Here is a 17,037-nt window from a genome sequence, read left to right on the forward strand (position 1 = left end):
ACGCCTCCTGTCCGCATCTCGGGGTTGCACTTCGCGACGTTCGCGTCGGAGGATGCCACGAGGGTCGCTCCGCGCGGATCGACGGCGCGGCACCGTTCCCGTCCGGTTCGGGACCCCCAACCCCCGGACGAGCTGTCACCGAGCGAAGGACGCCATGCCTCTCACACTCACCGACGCGACGACCGTCCTTCCGGACGACGGCACCGCGGGCACGCTCGTCGGCCGGGCCTGGGATCCGTCCGTCGGCGGCCCGAGCGTCGTCGTCGTCCGTGCCGACGTCGTGGTCGACCTCAGCGCCGGCTTCGCGACGATGCGCGCGCTCACCGAGCTCGACGACCCGGCCTCCGCCGTCGCGGCCGCCACAGGTCCCGTGCTCGGCACGCTCGCCGAGCTCGTCGGCAACAGCGATCCCGACACCCGCGACCCGAGCCGACCGTGGCTGCTGTCGCCCATCGACCTGCACGTCGTCAAGGCGGCGGGCGTCACATTCCCGGTGTCGATGCTCGAGCGCATCATCGAGGAGCGCGCCCGCGGCGACAAGAACGCCGCGCTCGACATCCGTGCCCGGATCTCGGCCGCCCTCGGCGGCGAGCTCGACACGCTCGTGCCCGGCTCGCCCGAGGCGATGCGCCTGAAGGAGACGCTCCTGGCGCAGGGCCTGTGGAGCCAGTACATCGAGGTCGGCATCGGACCCGACGCCGAGGTCTTCACGAAGGCGCCCGTGCTCGCGACCGTCGGCACCGGGGCGGATGTCGGCGTGCACCCCGCGTCGGAGTGGAACAATCCCGAACCCGAGCTCGTGCTCGTCGTGTCGTCGCGCGGCGACGTGGTGGGGGCCACGCTCGGCAACGACGTGAACCTGCGCGACGTCGAGGGGCGGTCGGCGCTGCTGCTCGGCAAGGCGAAGGACAACAACGGCTCGGCCGCCGTGGGACCGTTCCTGCGTCTCTTCGACGAGACCTTCGGCATCGACGACGTGCGCTCCGCGGTCGTCGAGCTGCGGGTCGAGGGCGAGGACGGGTTCGAGCTGACCGCGACGAGCCCGCTCTCGGCGATCTCGCGCGACCCCGTCGACCTCGTCGCTCAGGTCGTCGGCCCGCACCACCGGTATCCCGACGGCTTCGCGCTGTATCTCGGCACGCTCTTCGCGCCGGTGGACGACCGCGACGCCCCCGGGCGCGGCTTCACCCACCACGAGGGCGACCTCGTCCGCATCGCCGAGCCGCGCCTCGGCGCCCTCACGAACCGCGTGCGCCCCACCGACCGGATCGAGCCGTGGACGTTCGGCATCGCCGCGCTGTTCGACAACCTCAGCGAACGAGGACTGCTCTCATGACCCTTCTCACCACCACCGATCCCCGCTCGGGCGAGACCCGAGACACGACGATCGCCGAGACCGACGACGCGGCCGTCGACGGGATCGTGCGGGCCGCGGCATCCGCCTTCGAGATTTTCCGCTCATCGGACCGCGCATGGCGGGCCGGGCTGCTCGACGCGCTTGCCGACGCGCTCGAGGCGCAGCGCGACGACCTCGTCGCGATCGCCGACCGCGAGACCGGCCTGGGCGTCCCGCGCCTCACCGGCGAGGTCGGCCGCAGCGCGTTCCAGCTGCGCCTGTTCGCCGAGGCGGTGCGCGAGGGCGGCTATCTCGAGGCGGCGATCGACCACGCCGGCGAGACGCCCATCGGGCCCGGGCCCGACATCCGCCGCATCCTCGTGCCGATCGGGCCGGTCGGCGTGTTCGGGTCGAGCAACTTCCCCTTCGCCTTCTCGGTGGCCGGCGGCGACGTCGCGTCGGCGCTCGCCGCGGGCAACCCGGTGGTGATCAAGGCGCACGGGTCGCACCCCGAGACGTCGGCGGCGACCTTCGCCGCTCTCGACCGCGCCGCCCGGGCGCACGGCGCTCCGGATGGCACGCTCGGCATCGTCTACGGCCTCGACGCGGGGCGCGCCCTCGTCTCCGCCCCCGAGCTGCGCGCGGTGGGCTTCACCGGGTCGCTCAGCGGCGGCCGGGCTCTGCTGCGCCTCATCGAGCAGCGCGACGACCCCATCCCCTTCTACGGGGAGCTGAGCAGCCTCAACCCGCTGATCGTGACGCCGGATGCCGCCGCGGCCCGCGCCGATGCCATCGCCGAGGGTCTCTTCGGCTCGTTCACGCTCGGGTCGGGTCAATTCTGCACGAAGCCCGGCTTCGCGTTCGTCCCGCTCGGCCCGGCGGGTGATGCGCTGGTGGCCGGCCTCGTGGACCGCGCCGAGGCCGCGCCGGCCGGCGTGCTGCTGAACGAGCGCATCGCCGAGTCGTTCGGTCAGATCCGGGCGCGCCTGGTCGAGGCCGGCCGTGCCCGCATCGCCGGGGGCGGGGCGGATGCCGCGGAGCCCGGCTTCCGAGCGACGCCGACCGTGCTCGAGCTCGACGTGGCCGACGTCACGGCCGAGGTCGCCGAGGAGGCGTTCGGGCCGCTCGTGGTCGTGGCGCGCTACTCCGACACCGAGGACATCGCTCGCGCGCTCGCCGCCCTGCCGGACTCGCTGACCGCGACGATCCACTCCCAGCCGACCGAGGAGCCGCTGACGCAGCGACTCACCCGCGTGGTGCTGCCGCGCGTGGGCCGGGTGGTCTACAACGGGTATCCCACCGGCGTGCGGGTGGCGTGGGCGCAGCACCACGGCGGCCCGTGGCCGGCGACGAACACGCTCCACACGTCGGTCGGGGTGACCGCGATCCGGCGGTTCCTGCGGCCGGTGGCGTTCCAGGACGCGCCGTCCCACGTGCTTCCCGAGGAGCTGCGCGACGACTACCGCGGCATCCCGCGGCGCGTCGACGGGGTGCTGGTGCTCGCGGGCTGAGCCCAGCGCTCGTGGGTGAACTCGGTGCTCGCGAGGGGCCCGGGCGGCTCAGGTGCGCGGTCGGACGCGGAGGCGGGTGAGGCCGCCGTCGACGTCGAGGGCGGTGCCGGTGGTGGAGCCGGATTCGGGGTGGGCGAGGTAGAGGATCGCGCCGGCGACTTCTTCGGGCGTGACCATGCGGCCGGTGGCCTGGCGGGCATCGAGCGCGGCGCGCTCGGCGACGGGGTCGGGGAAGCGCTGCAGCATGCGGTCGACGAACGGGGTGGAGACCGTGCCGGGGTTGACGCAGGTGATGCGGATGCCTTCGGCGACGTGGTCGGTGGCCATCGCGAACGTGAGGGCGAGGACCGCGCCCTTGGAGGCGGAGTAGACGGCGCGCTGCGGGAGGCCGTTGAGCGCGGCGATGGAGCAGACGTTCACGATCGCCGGATGGCGCGAGCTGCGCAGGTAGGGCAGCGCCGATGCGCACACGCGGGCGGTGCCGCGGACGTTGATGTCGAGCACCCGGTCCCAGTCGGCCTCGGTGGCCTCTTCGACGGTGCCGACGGCGCTCACTCCCGCGCTGTTGACGACGATGTCGATGCCGCCCAGGCTCTGCGCGATGGCGGCGGTCGCGGCATCCACCGACGCCCGGTCGGTGACGTCGGCGCGGAAGCCGGCGAGGCCTTCGTCGAGCTCGTCGACGTTGACGTCGAGCACGGCCACGGTCGCGCCCTGGCCGGCGAACGCGCGGGCCGTCGCCAGTCCGATGCCGGATGCCGCGCCGGTCACCACGACGACGAGGCCGTCGAAGCCGCTCATGCCTGCACCAACCGCTGGCGCGCCCGGCCGAGGCCGTCGATCTCGAGCTCGACCACGTCACCGGCCCGCAGGTAGGGGTGATCGGGCAGCCCGAGCGCGACGCCGGCGGGGGTGCCGGTGTTGATGAGGTCTCCCGGCCGCAGCACCATGAACTGCGACAGGTACCAGACCACGTGGGCGACGGGGAAGATCTGCGACCCGGTCGACCCGTCCTGCCGCAGCCGCCCGTTCACCCACAGCCGAAGCCCGAGCCCCTGCGGGTCGGGGACGTCGGATGCCGCCACCAGATCGGGCCCCAGGGGATTGAACGTCTCGCAGCTCTTGCCCTTGTCCCACTGCCCGCCCCGCTCCAGCTGGAACTCGCGCTCCGACACGTCGTGCGAGACCACGTACCCGGCGACGTGGGCGAGCGCGTCGTCGGGCGAGTCGAGATACCGCGCCTCGCTGCCGATCACCACGCCCAGCTCGACCTCCCAGTCGGTCTTCACCGACCCGCGCGGGATCAGGACGTCGTCGAACGGGCCCACGATCGTCGAGGGGTCCTTCATGAACACGACTGGTTCCGCCGGCACTGCGGCCCCGGTCTCGGCCGCATGGTCGTGGTAGTTCAACCCGATGCACACGATCTTGCCCGGCGACGCGATCGGCGCACCGACTCGCAGACCCGCTGCGCCGGCCAGCTCGGGAAGCTCGCCGGCGGCCACCGCCGCGGCGGAGCGGGCCAGGCCGCCCGAGGCCAGGAACGCGCCGTCGATGTCCGCGGTCAGCGGGCGCAGGTCGTACGTGCGACCCTCGTGCCGCACCACCGGAATTTCGCGGCCCGGGTCGCCGAGGCGTCCGAATGTCATGAACTCTCCTTCACACGAGGATCGGCGCGTCGCTGCGGGCGCCGCGCGCAGGGCGGCGGGCGGGTCAGAGGATGTCGGGCTCCTCGGCCTCGAACGGCTCCGTGGCGAGCAGATCGGCGACCGAGTCGAGCACCTCGTCGGGCCGGAACGGATACCGCTGGATCTCGGCCGGGTCGCTGATGCCGGTGAGCACGAGCACGGTGTGCAGCCCGGCCTCGATGCCGGCGACGACGTCGGTGTCCATGCGGTCGCCGATCATGCCGGTGTTCTCGGAGTGCGCGCCGATGCGGTTGAGGGCCGAGCGGAACATCATCGGGTTGGGCTTGCCCACGACGTACGGCTCCATGCCGGTGGCCTTGGTGATGAGCGCCGTGATGGCCCCCGTCGCGGGAAGCACTCCGTCGACCGACGGCCCGGTCGGGTCGGGGTTCGTCGCGATGAACCGCGCCCCGGCCCCGATGAAGCGGATCGCCTTCGTGATCGCTTCGAACGAGTAGTTCCGGGTCTCGCCGACGACGACGTAGTCGGGCTCGGTCTCGGTCATGATGAACCCGGCCTCGTGCAGGGCCGTCGTGAGCCCGGCCTCGCCGATCACGAACGCGGTGCCGCCGGGCATCTGGCTGCGCAGGAAGTCGGCGGTCGCGAGGGCGGACGTCCAGATCGACTCCTCCGGCACGATCAGGCCCGATGCGCGGAGCCGCGCCGAGAGGTCGCGCGGCGTGAAGATCGAGTTGTTCGTGAGCACCAGGAACGGCGTCCCGGTGTCACGCCACTGCTCCAGCAGCGCGGACGCCCCCGGAATCGGTGTGTTCTCGTGGACGAGCACGCCGTCCATGTCGGTGAGCCAGCATTCGATATCGGCACGCGTCCGCATGCCGCCAAGCCTAGGCCCGCGGGGGTTATGGTCGAACTCGTGCGCACGACGTGGGACCCCCGCAGCCTTCCCGAGCTCAGCGGCCGCACGTACCTGGTCACCGGCTCGAACGCCGGCCTCGGGTATTTCTCGTGCGAGCAGCTCGTCCGCGCCGGGGCCCGCGTTTTCATGACGGGGCGGCATCCGAATCGGCTGTCGGCCGCGCGTGCCGCCTTGCGGCGGCGGGTTCCGGATGCCGCGCCCGACGCCGCCGAGATCCTCGTGCTCGACACGAGCAACCTGGGGTCAGTGCGCTCTGCGGCCGCGAGCGTCCGCGGCCGCGGCGGCCTCGACGGGGTGCTGCTGAACGCGGGTATCGTGCACCCGCCGAAGGAGCGCGAGACGACCGTCGACGGGCACGAGGTCGTGTTCGCCACCAACGCGCTCGGTCACTTCGCGCTCGCCGGCGAGCTGCTCACGAGCCTCGCGGCGCGCGAGGGCCGCATGGTGTGGGTCGGCAGCATGTCGACGTCGCTCACCCCCTACGATCCGGTCGACCCGCAGCTCACCCGCGGCTACTCCGCCTGGCGCGCCTACGTGCAGTCGAAGGTGGCGACGACGGCGCTGGGGTTCGAGGCCGACCGGCGCCTGCGGGCGGCCGGGGTGCCGGTGTCGAGCGTCGTCGCTCATCCCGGGTACTCCACGAGCGGGCGCACGCCGGGGATCGTCGGCGTCAACGCGCCGTCGAAGGGCACCCGTTTCGCCGACAACCTCCAGGCCTTCGTCACCCAGTCGAAGGAGCACGGCGCCTGGCCGCTCGTCCGGGCTCTCGTCGATCCCGACATCGAGGGCGGCGAGTTCTGGGGCCCCCGCACGATCGCGCGCGGCGAACCGCGCCGCCAGAACGCCTCGAGGGTCACGCGCGACGAAGACGTCGCCGCCCGCCTGTGGGCTGCCGCCGAAGCCGCCACCGGCATCCGCTGGCCGTTCGACCGCGCCGCCGTCCCGAGCGGCGGCTGACCCGGCACCCGCAGCACAGCGGCTGACCTGAGCCGCGGTCGACCCGAGCCGCGGTCGACTCCAGCCGCTCGCGTGCGGGCTCCCCGCTTGCCGGGGGCCCTGAACCCACCCCGGCCCATTCATGTCCCACTTTTCGGCGCGAGCGGCACCTCCGCGCGACCAGAAGTGGGACACCCACCGCGGATAGTGGGACACCGCCGCGGCTCGGTCGGACCGACGCGCCGGCCCTGAACCTACCCCGGCCGATCCATGTCCCACTTTTCGGCGCGAGCGGCACCTCCGCGCGACCAGAAGTGGGACACCCCCCGCGGATAGTGGGACACGGCCCCGGATCGGGCGGACCGCCGCGCCGGCGCGGCTCGATCTCCTGTTGCGAGCGAGTGTCGGGGTCAGGCGCTGAGCCAGACGGCGCCGGCCGCGGCGGCGGGAAGGTCGACCTCGGAGCCGTTAATGCGCAGGGTCGCGGCATCCGTCACCGTCGCCTCGGCCCCCACTTCCACCCCGGCCGACTCCAGCGCGCGCAGCAGATCGGGATCACGGTCGCTGACGCGCAGCACCCGGCCCACGTGGCCCGGCGCGGCCTGGGCCAGCAGCACGAAGGCGACGCGCTCGACGTGTCCCGAGGCATCCGGGATCGCATCGCCGTGCGGGTCGAACGCCGGGCGTCCGAGGCGCTCGTCGATGCCCTCGAGCAGCCGGTCGCTGATGGCGTGCTCGAGCACTTCGGCCTCGTCGTGCACCTCGTCCCACGCGTAGCCGAACTCGCGCACGAGCCACGTCTCGATCAGACGGTGGCGGCGGATGATCGCCGCCGCCCGCAGCTCGCCCGCCTCACTCAGCGCGATCGGCCCGTACGGCCGGTGGGTGACGAGCCCCTGTGCGGCGAGCTTCTGCACCATCTCGGTCACGCTCGACGGCGCGAGGCCCAGCTCGGCGGCCAGCTGGGACGGCGTGATGCGCTCGCTCTGCCACTCGGTGTGGTGGTAGATCGTCTTCAGGTAGTCGTCGACGGCGGGGGAAGCCACCGCCCCAGGCTACCGGCCGAGCCTCACGCTCCCGTGAGCACCAGCCACAGCAGCACCCCGTTGAGGACGATGAGGAAGACGGATGCCGCGACCCCCGCCGCCGTCGTCAGCACGCGGTTGCGGTACCGGCCCAGCACGTCGGTCTTCGCGGTCAGCGCGACCAAAGGGATGAGGGCGAACGGGATCCCGAACGACAGCACCACCTGGCTGAGCACGAGCGCGAGCGTCGGGTTGACGCCCGCGGCGAGGATGATCAGCGCGGGCACCAGCGTGACCAGTCGACGGGCGAGCAGCGGCACGCGGATGTGGAGCAGCCCGTGCATGATCTCGGCTCCGGCGTACGCGCCGACCGAGGTCGAGGCGAGGCCGCTCGCGAGCAGCCCCACGGCGAAGAGCGTCGCGACGGCCGGTCCGAGGTCGACGTCGAGCGCCGCGTACGCGCCCTCGAGGGTCGCGGTGCCGGGCACCCCGGCGAGGTTCGCGGCCGCCAGCAGCAGGATGCAGAGGTTCACCGTGCCCGCGATGAGCATGGCGATCGTGACGTCCCACTTCGTCGCCCTGAGCAGGCGGGACGTGCTGATGCCGCGCAGCTGGTCGAGCGGCGCCGGGACGCGAGGGCCGGGGCCGCTGTCGCCGAAGGCCGTCGGCCGTGCGGACGGCGCGAACCGGTCGCGGGCGAGCGCGCTGTGGGCATAGATCGCGTGCGGCATGATCGTCGCGCCCAGGATCGACGCGGCCAGCAGCACCGATGCGGCGTCGTCGAACCGGGGCACGAGCCCCGAGACGATGCCGGCCGGGTCGGGGGGAGCGACGAACACGCCGTACGTGAACCCGATCGCGATGATCGCGACCAGCCCGATGACGACGAACTCGAACGTCTTCGCGCCGCGGCGCGACTGCACCAGCAGCAGCACGATCGACACGGCGCCCGTGATCAAACCGCCCCACAGCAGCGGAACGCCGAACAGCAGGTTGAGGGCGACCGCACCGCCGATCACCTCGGCGATGTCGGTGGCCATCGCGACGAGCTCGGCCTGCAGCCAGTAGGCGCGCCGCGCCCATGGATTGCGGATGCGGCTGCCCAGCGTCTCGGGAAGGCTGCGACCCGTGACGATCCCGAGCTTGGCGGAGAGGTACTGGATGAGCCACGCCATGACGTTGCCGACGACCACGACCCACACCAGCAGGTAGCCGTAGACCGCGCCGGCGGTCATGTTGCTGGCGACGTTGCCCGGGTCGAGGTAGGCGACCCCGGCCACCAGCGCCGGTCCGATCAGCCAGGCGGCCCGGGGCACCGAGCCCGCGCCTCGGCGGGGGCGTCGCTGCGGGGCGCGGTCGATCGTCGTCGAACTTTTCGGCACACCGAAACCGTAGCGTGTTTTCGGTACACCGAAAAGTGGCGTTTCGAGGTGTGTGACTCAGGTGCCGCGGTGGGCTCGGCGCAGGCGCCAGGTGTTGCCGCCGTCGCGCTCGTGCACGAGGTCGTCGAGCGTCGCGAGGGCGATGGCGAGACCGCGACCCGATTCGGCGTCCTCGCCCGGCATCGACACCGCGTCGAGGTCGATCAGGGCGGGGTCGGCCGTGTCGGTGAAGACGGCCGAGAAGGCGTCGGCATCGGCATCCAGCTCCACCGTCACGTGGATGGGCTCTCGCGCCGCGGCGTGCTCGACGACGTTCGTCGCGACCTCGCTCACGGCGAGGCGGAACAGCATGCGGTCTTCCTCGCCCGCGGCCGGAGTGTTCTCGAAGAGCCGGTCGAGCGCTTCGTGCACGCGGTCCACCAGGAGGGGATCGGCGATCCCGGCGAGCCGCTCCGTCGATTCAGTCGACATCGAACGCCGACTCCGGCGTCGGGTGATCGCGCAGCACGCGGTCCAGGTTCGTGAGCTTCAGCACCTTGCGCACCGCTTCCGTGGTCGCCGCGATCCGCAGGTCGCCGCCCGCCAGACGTGCCGCCTTCAGTCCTCCGATGAGGGCGCCGAGGCCGGACGAGTCGACGAACTCCGTGCCGCCGAGGTCGACCACGATGCGCGCGCTGCCCGATCCGACGAGCTCGTCGACGGCCTTGCGCAGCTGCGGCACCGCGGTCGAGGTCAGGCGGCCTTCGGGGCGGATGACGGCGTAGTCGTCGCCGGGGGTGACGGTGAGATTCATTCGGTCTCCTTCGGAGCGGGGGCGGCCGGCCCGCGGTAGAGCGCCGCCTGGATGATCACGCTGAGCACGACCAGGTCGTACACGACCCAGATGGTGTTCACGAGCGTCCCGGTGCCGTCGGCCGTGCCGACCGCGAGCCGCGCGAGCCCGATGAACAGCGCGACCACGAGGATCGCCATCGCGGTCAGCTGCGGCCAGATCTCGCGCCACGGCGGCCCGAGTTCGCTGCGTCCGTCCTTCTTCGTCACGGCGAATCCGAGCGGCCGGCGCAGGACGACGTTCGAGAACGCCGACGTGCAGGCCTTGATCCACACCGGGAAGAGGGCGAGCGAGTATTGCTGGCCGCGCCAGGTCTTGAGTCCGCGCGCGACCACCAGGAACAGCAGCTGGTTGACGATGAAGTACGGCAGGAAACGCGCGAAGAAGTCGACGCTCCACGCCGTGACGGGCATCACGCCGAACACCAGATAGATCACCGGCGCCGCGAGGTACACGACCGCGGTGAAGCCCGAGAGGTAGCTCCACATCGTCGCGAAGTACATGAGCCGCTGGCCCGCCGACAGGCCCTTCTTCAGCAGCGGGTTGTCGCGCAGCATCACCTGCAGGGTGCCCTGCGCCCACCGCAGCCGCTGCGTCAGCATGGTGCGGAGGTCCTCGGGGGCGAGGCCCCGCGCGAGGATCTCGTGGTGGTACACGCTGCGCCAGCCGAGGGCGTGCAGCTGCATCGCCGTCGCCATGTCCTCGGTCACCGAGATGGTCGCCATCGGCTGCAGCGGCTGCGCCTCGTCGGGACGGTCGACCCGGATCGCCTCCATCAGCGCCGACACCGACTCGACGGCGCCGAGGGGCGACAGCTCGCGCGCGGCGAGGGCGTCGAGCCCGGCGTCGTCGACGACGAACGCGTCGAGCTCGGCATCCCGCTGCACCGGCAGCTCGCCGATCGCGGCGAGATCCGCGCGGACCTGCGCGAGGTCGGCATTGACGAGGCGACGGGATGCCGCGTCCACCGCGGAATGCACCCGGAACGTCACATCGGCGATGGGCTCGCCGGCGGCGATGTCGGCGCGTGCCGTCGACACCTCCTCGTGCAGGACCGTCAGCTGGTCGCGCACACCTTGATCGGCCAACCTGTCGCGCGCGGCCTTCGCGAGAAGCGTCTCAGCCGCGCGAAGGGCCCGGACGGTCGACTGCTCGACGCTGCGCACGTAGCCCACGATGCCGAGCTGCATGAGCGCGTCGCGGCGCAGGACGGCGTTCGAGCCGCAGAAGAACGCGGCATTCCAGCCGTCCTTGCCCTGCTGGATCGGGCCGTAGAAGAGCGGCGCCTGGCTGCCGAGCGGGTCGGCGTCGTCGACGTTCACGAACCACTGGGGCGTCTGCACGAGCGCGACCTCGGGGTCGTCGGCGAAGTAGCCGAGCGTCCGGTGGAGGATGAGCGGATCGGGCACCTGGTCGGCGTCGAGGATGAGCATGAACTCGCCCTCGGTCGCGAACAGCGCGTTGTTGAGGTTCCCGGCTTTCGCGTGGCGCGGCTTGCCCTCCCAGTCGCCCGACCGGGTGATGTAGCCGATCCCCGCCTCGCGGGCGGCCGCGGCCATGTCGGGCCGGGCGCCGTCGTCGAGGATCCACGTCTCGTGCGGGTAGGCGATCTGCTTCGCCGCGCGCGCCGTGGCGAGCACCATGTCGACGGGCTCGTTGTAGGTCGTGATGAGCACGTCCACGGTGCCGGTCGGAGGAGACACCGGTGCGGGACGCTCCCGAGCGCGCCACATCGTGAGGCAGAAGAAGAAGGTGTCGATGAGGCTGTACGTCTCGGCGATCACCAACGGCACGGCGATCCACCACGCCGACCAGTTCACCGAGTCGAGCCAGCGCCAGACGACGTAGTTGACGCCGAGCAGCACCGACAGGAGCGCGAGGATGCGGATGGTGACGAAGCGGGCGGTCATCGGTCCCTCCTGACGACGACCACGGTGACGTCGTCCGGTGCTTTCTGGGCGCGCGCGATGCGTGCGGCCTCGGCGACGGCGCCCGCGGGATCGAGCGTGGTGAGGACCCGGTAGACGTGGCCGTACGGGTCGTCGGGGTCGAGCACGTCGATGAGGCCGTCGCTGCACACGAGGTAGCTGTCTCCGACGTCGAGGTGGTTGTCGGCCGGCTCGCGCACCTCGTCGAAGCCCATGCCCAGCGGGAGGCCGGTCGACTCGAGGAACTCCCACCGCCCGTCGGCGCGGAGGATGAACGCCAGGCTGTGCCCGGCGTCGACGAACGACAGCCGCCCCGTCGCGACGTCGATCTCGGTGTGCACGGCGGTGACGAAGATGTTCGACCCGCCGATGTCGTCCTCGAGCATGCGGTCCACCTCGGTCACGGCATCGCCGAGCGACCGCGACGGCGCGGTGCGCAGCGACGCGCGCACCTCGGCCGCGATGATGGCGGCCCCCGCGCCCTTGCCCATGACATCGGCGAGCGTGACGCGCAGGCGACCGTCGTGGATGTACCAGTCGTAGACGTCGCCCATGAGCTGTCCGGCCGGGGTGGCCGACGCGGCGAGCGTGTAACCGGGAACCTCGGGGGTGCGCGCGCTGTACAGGCTGCGCTGCACCAGCGACGCCTGGTCGAGTTCCTGCACCTCGGTGAGCTCGTTCTGCACCCACTGGGCGAGTTCGCGCAGCAGTTCGAGCTGTCGGTCGTCGAGCGTGCGCGGCTTGGTGTCGAGGATGCACAGCGTGCCGAAGTGCTCGCCCCCGGGCGCCGCGAGCGGGTGGCCGGCGTAGAACCGCAGGTGCGGGTCGCCGGTCACGAACGGGTTCTCGGCGAAGATCTCGTCGGTCGAGGCATCCTCTACCACCAGCGTGTCGCCCTTGCGGACCGTGACGTCGCAGAACGCGCCTTCGCGTGGAGCCTCGTTGCCCCCGAGCCCGATCTCGGACTTGCGCCATTGCCGGTCGCGGTCGATGAGCGTGACGCTGACCATCGGCACGTCGAACAGTTCCTGAGCGAGACGGGTCACCCGGTCGACACGGGCGTCAGGCGGCGTGTCGAGAACACCGAGCGCTTCGACGGCGCGCTGGCGCCTTTCGTCGTCAAACAATCGGCCCCTCCTGATCAACGGCGACCCTCCCAGTATGTGCGGCCGATCCTGCTCCGTCGAGCGAACCGCGCCGGGGAGGACGGGAAGTCCGGCCGCTGGCCGGATTGCGTCGGTCCCTGTTCGGAACCGAGCGTCGGACGGATGCCTCGTCGACGGTCTCCGACGCCCGGTGTGCACACCGTCGGTCTTCCGCGCCGGCGGCGACGGGAACGCATGCCTCGTCGCCGAAACGCCTGGGTTTCTCCGACGTTGTGTACGGCGGGGGTGCGCGACCGGCCCGCCGGCTCGACAGCCCGGTACCCTGAGCCGGTGACCGGCACCCCCGACGACCCCCGCTCGGCCGGCCCCGCCCCCGCCGCCGCCGCCGAGCCGACGCTGCCGCATGGCGTGGGCCCCTGGCCGGGCGGTCCGGCGGCATGGCCGGACGACCCGCGCTACGACCGCGAGCTCCTCGCGCACGGCGACACCCGCAACGTCGTCGACGAGTACCGGTACTGGTCGATGGAGGCGATCGTCGCCGACCTCGACCGCCGCCGGCACGGGTTCCATGTGGCGATCGAGAACTGGCAGCACGACATGAACATCGGCTCGATCGTGCGCAGCGCCAACGCGTTCCTCGCCGCCGAGGTGCACATCGTCGGCCGCCGCCGCTGGAACCGCCGCGGCGCCATGGTCACCGACCGCTACCAGCACGTGCGGCACCACGAGGACGTCGCGTCGTTCAAGGAATGGGCGGATGCCGCGTCCCTCCCGATCATCGCCATCGACAACGTCGACGGCTCGGTGCCGCTCGATCGCGCCGAGCTGCCCGAGCGGTGCGTGCTGCTGTTCGGGCAGGAGGGCCCGGGTCTGTCGCCGGAGGCGCTCGCCGCGGCATCCGCCGCCGTCGAGATCACCCAGTACGGCTCGACCCGCTCGATCAACGCCAGTGCGGCGGGCGCCGTGGTGATGTACGAGTGGTGCCGGCGCTGGGCCTAGCCCGCCGTCACGGGTTCAGGCTCCGGCGGTCATCCAGGCCGCGCCGCGCACGCGCCACCCGAGGGTCGCCAGGCGGGCGAGCATGTACACGCCGAAGAAGGCCACCGAGAGCCAGGCCAGTCCGGCCGCGCCGGTGGGCTGCAGCAGAGCGACGACCACGAGCGCGGGCAGGTACGGGACGAGGTTGAGGCCGCCGGCGATGGCGAGGTATCTCGCGTCGCCCGCGCCGATGAGCACCCCGTCGAGCACGAAGACCACGCCGCACAGCGGCTGCGTGATCGCGAGCACGATGAGCGCCGGCTGCACGAGCGCCGCGATCGCCGGGTCGCCCGTGAAGAGCAGTCCGATCGATCCGCTGAACGCGCCGATCACCGCGCCGACGACGACACCGAACCACGCACCCCACGCCAGCGTCCGCCCGAGCACGCGCCGGACCGTCGCCGTGTCGCCGGCGCCGAGGCCCTTTCCGATGAGCGCCTGGGCGGCGATGGCGAGGGCGTCGAGGGCGAAGGCGGCGGTCGAGAAGATCGTGAACGCCACCTGCCACCCGGCGAGCTCGTCGGTGCCGAGGGCCGTGGCGACGCCGACGGTCGCGAGCAGCGCCACCCGCAGCGACACGGTGCGCAGGAACAGCCACCCGCCCGATCGGGCAGACCCGCGCACGCCCTCGCGCTGCGGACGGACGGATGCCTCGTGCCGGCGCGCCAGCCGGCCGACCACGACCACGTACGCTCCGACCATTCCCCACTGCGCGAGCACCGTGCCGAAGGCCGAGCCGGCGATGCCCCAGCCGAAGCCGTAGATGAAGAGCCAGTTGAGCAGGGCGTTGGCGCCGAAGCCGAGGCCGGCGATCCACAGGGGGGTCACGGTGTCTTGCATGCCGCGGAGCAGGCCGGTCGCGGCGAACACGACGAGCATCGCGGGCAGGCCCCACATCGAGATGCCGAGGTAGGTCTCGGACTGCTCGGCCACGGCCGGGGCGGCTCCGAAGAGACCGACGAGGAACGGCGTGGCGAACGAGCCGAGGAAGGCGAGCACGGCGCCGATGCCGAGGGCCAGCCACATGCCGTCGATGCCCACGCCGACCGCGCGGGACAGATCGCCGGCCCCGAAGCGTCGCGCCACCGCCGGGGTGGTGGAGTACGCGAGGAAGACCATGAGCCCGACGATCGTCTGGAGCACCGCCGAGGCGATGCCGAGGCCGGCGAGGGGAGCGACGCCGAGGTGGCCGACGAGAGCCGAGTCGACGATCAGGAAGAGCGGCTCGGCGATGAGCGCGCCGAGCGCCGGGACGGCGAGCCGCAGGATGTCGCGGTTCAGCGTCTGCGGGCGGCTCGTCACGCCTCCGAGCGTAGGCGAGGGCCGCGACGTCATGGCCCCGCGTCGGACCGGACGCCTATTGTGGAACGCATGACCGACGCCCCCCGCTCCGGTCTCGCGCTCGACGAGCTGAGCGACGAGATCCGCCCGCAGGACGACCTCTTCCGTCACGTCAACGGCGCGTGGCTGGAACGCACCGAGATCCCCGACGACAAGGCGCGGTGGGGCTCGTTCCACCTCATCGCCGAGCAGGCCGAGAAAGACGTCCACGCGATCGTCGAGGAGTCGCAGTCGGCCGAGCGCGGCACCGAGGCCCGCAAGATCGGCGACCTCTACACGAGCTTCATGGACGTCGACCGCATCGCCGGGCTCGGCGCCACGCCGCTGTCCGGCCCGCTCGCCCGCGTCGACGCCGTCACCGACATCCCCTCGTTCCTGCGCACCGTCGGCGAGCTCGAGCGCGACGGGGTGGCTGGCCTGATCCACCTCTACATCGAGCCCGATCCGGGCAACCCGCAGCGCTACGTCCCGTTCTTCATCCAGGGCGGCCTGTCGCTCCCCGACGAGAGCTACTACCGTCTCGACAACTTCGAGGCCACCCGCACGGCCTACCGGGCGCACGTGCAGAAGATGCTCGAGCTGGCGGGAGTGGCGGATGCCGCGGCATCCGCCGATCGCATCTTCGCGCTCGAGACCGAGCTCGCCACCCACCACTGGGACAACGTGAAGAGCCGCGACGCGGTCGCGACGTACAACCTCAAGACATGGGACGAGGTGCAGGCGCTGATCGGCGTCGATCTCGACCCGTGGCTCGAGGGCACCGCTCCCGAGCACCGGGCGGCGTTCGCCGAGGTCAACGTCTACCAGCCGAGCTTCGTCGAGGGGCTGGGCTCGCTGCTCACGCCCGAGCGGCTCGAGGACTGGAAGGCGTGGCTCCGCTGGTCGATCGTCCACGGCTCGGCGGCATTCCTGTCCGACGAGTTCGTCGACGAGAACTTCGCGTTCTACGGCACGCAGCTCACCGGCGTGCCCGTCAACCGCGAGCGGTGGAAGCGCGGGGTCGGGCTCGCCGAGGCCGCGATGGGAGAGGCGATCGGCAAGGTCTACGTCGAGCGGCACTTCCCGCCCGCCGCGAAGGACGCGATGGACGAGCTCGTCGCCAACCTCATCGAGGCGTACCGTCAGTCGATCACCGGCCTGGAGTGGATGAGCCCCGAGACGCGTGAGCGCGCGCTCGCCAAGCTCGACGCCTTCACGCCGAAGATCGGCTATCCGGTGAAGTGGAAGGACTATTCGGCGCTCGAGATCGACCCGACCGACCTCGTCGGCAACGTGCGCCGCGCCCACGTGTGGGAGCACGACCGGCAGCTGTCGAAGGTCGGCCAGCCGATCGACCGCGACGAGTGGTACATGACGCCGCAGACGGTCAACGCGTACTACAACCCCCTCATGAACGAGATCGTCTTCCCGGCGGCGATCCTGCAGTACCCGTTCTTCGAGGCCGACCGCGACGCCGCCGCCAACTACGGCGGGATCGGCGCCGTCATCGGTCACGAGATCGGGCACGGGTTCGACGACCAGGGCAGCCGCTTCGACGGCGACGGTTCGCTGCGCGACTGGTGGACCGACGACGACCGCGCCGCCTTCGAGGAGCGCACCAAGAGCCTCATCGCGCAGTACGACGCCCTGACGCCCGCGGGACTCGACGGCGAGCACAAGGTCAACGGCTCGCTCACCATCGGCGAGAACATCGGCGACCTGGGTGGCCTCGGCATCGCACTGAAGGCGTACCGGCTCTCGCTCGGCGGCGCCGAGGCGCCCGTCATCGACGGCTACACGGGGGTTCAGCGCCTGCTGCTGAGCTGGGGTCAGATCTGGCAGCAGAAGGGGCGGGATGCCGAGACGATCCGCCTCCTCACGATCGACCCGCACTCGCCGAACGAGTTCCGGTGCAATCAGATCGTGCGCAACATCGATGCGTTCTACGATGCATTCGGCGTCACCGAGTCCGACGCTCTCTGGCTCGACAAGGAGCAGCGCGTCACGATCTGGTGAGCGTGCGGGGCGCGAGCCCCCGTCGCCCTCCGTCATCCGTTC

General features: G+C 71.8%; 15 protein-coding genes. 5 read left to right on the forward strand and 10 right to left on the reverse strand.

Annotated features, from left to right (window positions below; all coding sequences use genetic code 11):
* The first annotated feature begins 154 nt into the window (after positions 1 to 154).
* Both ACFUTX_RS10975 and ACFUTX_RS10980 read left to right on the forward strand, forming a co-directional pair.
* On the forward strand, positions 155 to 1,336 hold the full coding sequence (locus ACFUTX_RS10975) for a fumarylacetoacetate hydrolase family protein (RefSeq protein WP_378864094.1): 1,182 nt from the start codon (positions 155 to 157) through the stop codon (positions 1,334 to 1,336).
* On the forward strand, positions 1,333 to 2,847 hold the full coding sequence (locus ACFUTX_RS10980) for an aldehyde dehydrogenase (NADP(+)) (RefSeq protein ID WP_378864097.1): 1,515 nt from the start codon (positions 1,333 to 1,335) through the stop codon (positions 2,845 to 2,847). Before ACFUTX_RS10975 ends, ACFUTX_RS10980 begins: the two co-directional genes overlap by 4 nt.
* 48 nt (positions 2,848 to 2,895) lie before the next feature.
* Here the strand turns inward: ACFUTX_RS10980 and ACFUTX_RS10985 are convergent, their stop codons facing one another.
* From ACFUTX_RS10985 to ACFUTX_RS10995, 3 genes are all read right to left on the reverse strand, one after another.
* Entirely contained in the window at positions 2,896 to 3,648 is a 753-nt protein-coding gene (locus tag ACFUTX_RS10985; RefSeq protein ID WP_378864100.1) for an SDR family NAD(P)-dependent oxidoreductase, read from the reverse strand.
* Positions 3,645 to 4,496, reverse strand: coding sequence for a fumarylacetoacetate hydrolase family protein (locus tag ACFUTX_RS10990; RefSeq protein WP_378864103.1), 852 nt, complete (start codon positions 4,494 to 4,496; stop codon positions 3,645 to 3,647). Before ACFUTX_RS10990 ends, ACFUTX_RS10985 begins: the two co-directional genes overlap by 4 nt.
* 64 nt (positions 4,497 to 4,560) lie before the next feature.
* Positions 4,561 to 5,370, reverse strand: a complete 810-nt coding sequence (locus ACFUTX_RS10995) for an HAD-IIA family hydrolase (protein ID WP_378864106.1) — start codon at positions 5,368 to 5,370, stop codon at positions 4,561 to 4,563.
* Positions 5,371 to 5,409: 39 nt separating this feature from the next.
* On the opposite strand from ACFUTX_RS10995, the gene ACFUTX_RS11000 reads away from it, so the two are divergent.
* On the forward strand, positions 5,410 to 6,369 hold the full coding sequence (locus ACFUTX_RS11000) for an SDR family NAD(P)-dependent oxidoreductase (protein ID WP_378864110.1): 960 nt from the start codon (positions 5,410 to 5,412) through the stop codon (positions 6,367 to 6,369).
* A gap of 389 nt (positions 6,370 to 6,758) precedes the next feature.
* Here ACFUTX_RS11000 and ACFUTX_RS11005 read toward each other — a convergent pair whose 3' ends face one another.
* From ACFUTX_RS11005 to ACFUTX_RS11030, 6 genes are all read right to left on the reverse strand, one after another.
* Entirely contained in the window at positions 6,759 to 7,394 is a 636-nt protein-coding gene (locus ACFUTX_RS11005; protein WP_378864113.1) for a metal-dependent transcriptional regulator, read from the reverse strand.
* Positions 7,395 to 7,417: 23 nt separating this feature from the next.
* Positions 7,418 to 8,734, reverse strand: a complete 1,317-nt coding sequence (locus ACFUTX_RS11010; RefSeq protein ID WP_378864657.1) for an Nramp family divalent metal transporter — start codon at positions 8,732 to 8,734, stop codon at positions 7,418 to 7,420.
* A 78-nt stretch (positions 8,735 to 8,812) separates the two neighbouring features.
* On the reverse strand, positions 8,813 to 9,226 hold the full coding sequence (locus ACFUTX_RS11015; RefSeq protein ID WP_378864116.1) for an ATP-binding protein: 414 nt from the start codon (positions 9,224 to 9,226) through the stop codon (positions 8,813 to 8,815).
* Positions 9,216 to 9,548, reverse strand: a complete 333-nt coding sequence (locus tag ACFUTX_RS11020; RefSeq protein ID WP_378864119.1) for an STAS domain-containing protein — start codon at positions 9,546 to 9,548, stop codon at positions 9,216 to 9,218. Before ACFUTX_RS11020 ends, ACFUTX_RS11015 begins: the two co-directional genes overlap by 11 nt.
* Positions 9,545 to 11,497, reverse strand: a complete 1,953-nt coding sequence (locus ACFUTX_RS11025; protein WP_378864122.1) for a glycosyltransferase family 2 protein — start codon at positions 11,495 to 11,497, stop codon at positions 9,545 to 9,547. The genes ACFUTX_RS11020 and ACFUTX_RS11025 overlap by 4 nt, the downstream gene beginning before the upstream one ends.
* The gene (locus tag ACFUTX_RS11030; protein WP_378864124.1) at positions 11,494 to 12,642 is read right to left on the reverse strand and encodes a PP2C family protein-serine/threonine phosphatase; all 1,149 of its coding nucleotides are present in this window, start codon (positions 12,640 to 12,642) and stop codon (positions 11,494 to 11,496) included. Before ACFUTX_RS11030 ends, ACFUTX_RS11025 begins: the two co-directional genes overlap by 4 nt.
* 309 nt (positions 12,643 to 12,951) lie before the next feature.
* Between ACFUTX_RS11030 and ACFUTX_RS11035 the strand changes: the two genes are divergently transcribed.
* Positions 12,952 to 13,620, forward strand: coding sequence for a TrmH family RNA methyltransferase (locus ACFUTX_RS11035; RefSeq protein WP_378864126.1), 669 nt, complete (start codon positions 12,952 to 12,954; stop codon positions 13,618 to 13,620).
* A gap of 15 nt (positions 13,621 to 13,635) precedes the next feature.
* On the opposite strand, the gene ACFUTX_RS11040 is transcribed toward ACFUTX_RS11035, so the two are convergent.
* Positions 13,636 to 14,994 carry an MATE family efflux transporter gene (locus ACFUTX_RS11040; RefSeq protein ID WP_378864128.1) on the reverse strand — a complete coding sequence of 453 codons (1,359 nt, stop codon included), beginning with the start codon at positions 14,992 to 14,994 and terminating at the stop codon, positions 13,636 to 13,638.
* 36 nt (positions 14,995 to 15,030) lie between these two features.
* Between ACFUTX_RS11040 and ACFUTX_RS11045 the strand changes: the two genes are divergently transcribed.
* Positions 15,031 to 16,995, forward strand: a complete 1,965-nt coding sequence (locus ACFUTX_RS11045) for a M13 family metallopeptidase (protein WP_378864129.1) — start codon at positions 15,031 to 15,033, stop codon at positions 16,993 to 16,995.
* Positions 16,996 to 17,037: the final 42 nt, after the last annotated feature.

The sequence above is a fragment of the Microbacterium sp. NPDC057407 genome, assembly GCF_042803895.1.
Taxonomy (GTDB): domain Bacteria; phylum Actinomycetota; class Actinomycetes; order Actinomycetales; family Microbacteriaceae; genus Microbacterium.

Coding starts and splice junctions, on each gene's coding strand:
- ACFUTX_RS10980 (WP_378864097.1), top strand. CDS start 1,333: ATGACCCTTCTCACCACCACCGATCCCCGCTCGGGCGAGACCCGAGAC.
- ACFUTX_RS11025 (WP_378864122.1), bottom strand. CDS start 11,497: ATGACCGCCCGCTTCGTCACCATCCGCATCCTCGCGCTCCTGTCGGTG.
- ACFUTX_RS11040 (WP_378864128.1), bottom strand. CDS start 14,994: ATGACGTCGCGGCCCTCGCCTACGCTCGGAGGCGTGACGAGCCGCCCG.
- ACFUTX_RS10985 (WP_378864100.1), bottom strand. CDS start 3,648: ATGAGCGGCTTCGACGGCCTCGTCGTCGTGGTGACCGGCGCGGCATCC.
- ACFUTX_RS11045 (WP_378864129.1), top strand. CDS start 15,031: ATGACCGACGCCCCCCGCTCCGGTCTCGCGCTCGACGAGCTGAGCGAC.
- ACFUTX_RS11015 (WP_378864116.1), bottom strand. CDS start 9,226: ATGTCGACTGAATCGACGGAGCGGCTCGCCGGGATCGCCGATCCCCTC.
- ACFUTX_RS11020 (WP_378864119.1), bottom strand. CDS start 9,548: ATGAATCTCACCGTCACCCCCGGCGACGACTACGCCGTCATCCGCCCC.
- ACFUTX_RS10975 (WP_378864094.1), top strand. CDS start 155: ATGCCTCTCACACTCACCGACGCGACGACCGTCCTTCCGGACGACGGC.
- ACFUTX_RS10995 (WP_378864106.1), bottom strand. CDS start 5,370: ATGCGGACGCGTGCCGATATCGAATGCTGGCTCACCGACATGGACGGC.
- ACFUTX_RS10990 (WP_378864103.1), bottom strand. CDS start 4,496: ATGACATTCGGACGCCTCGGCGACCCGGGCCGCGAAATTCCGGTGGTG.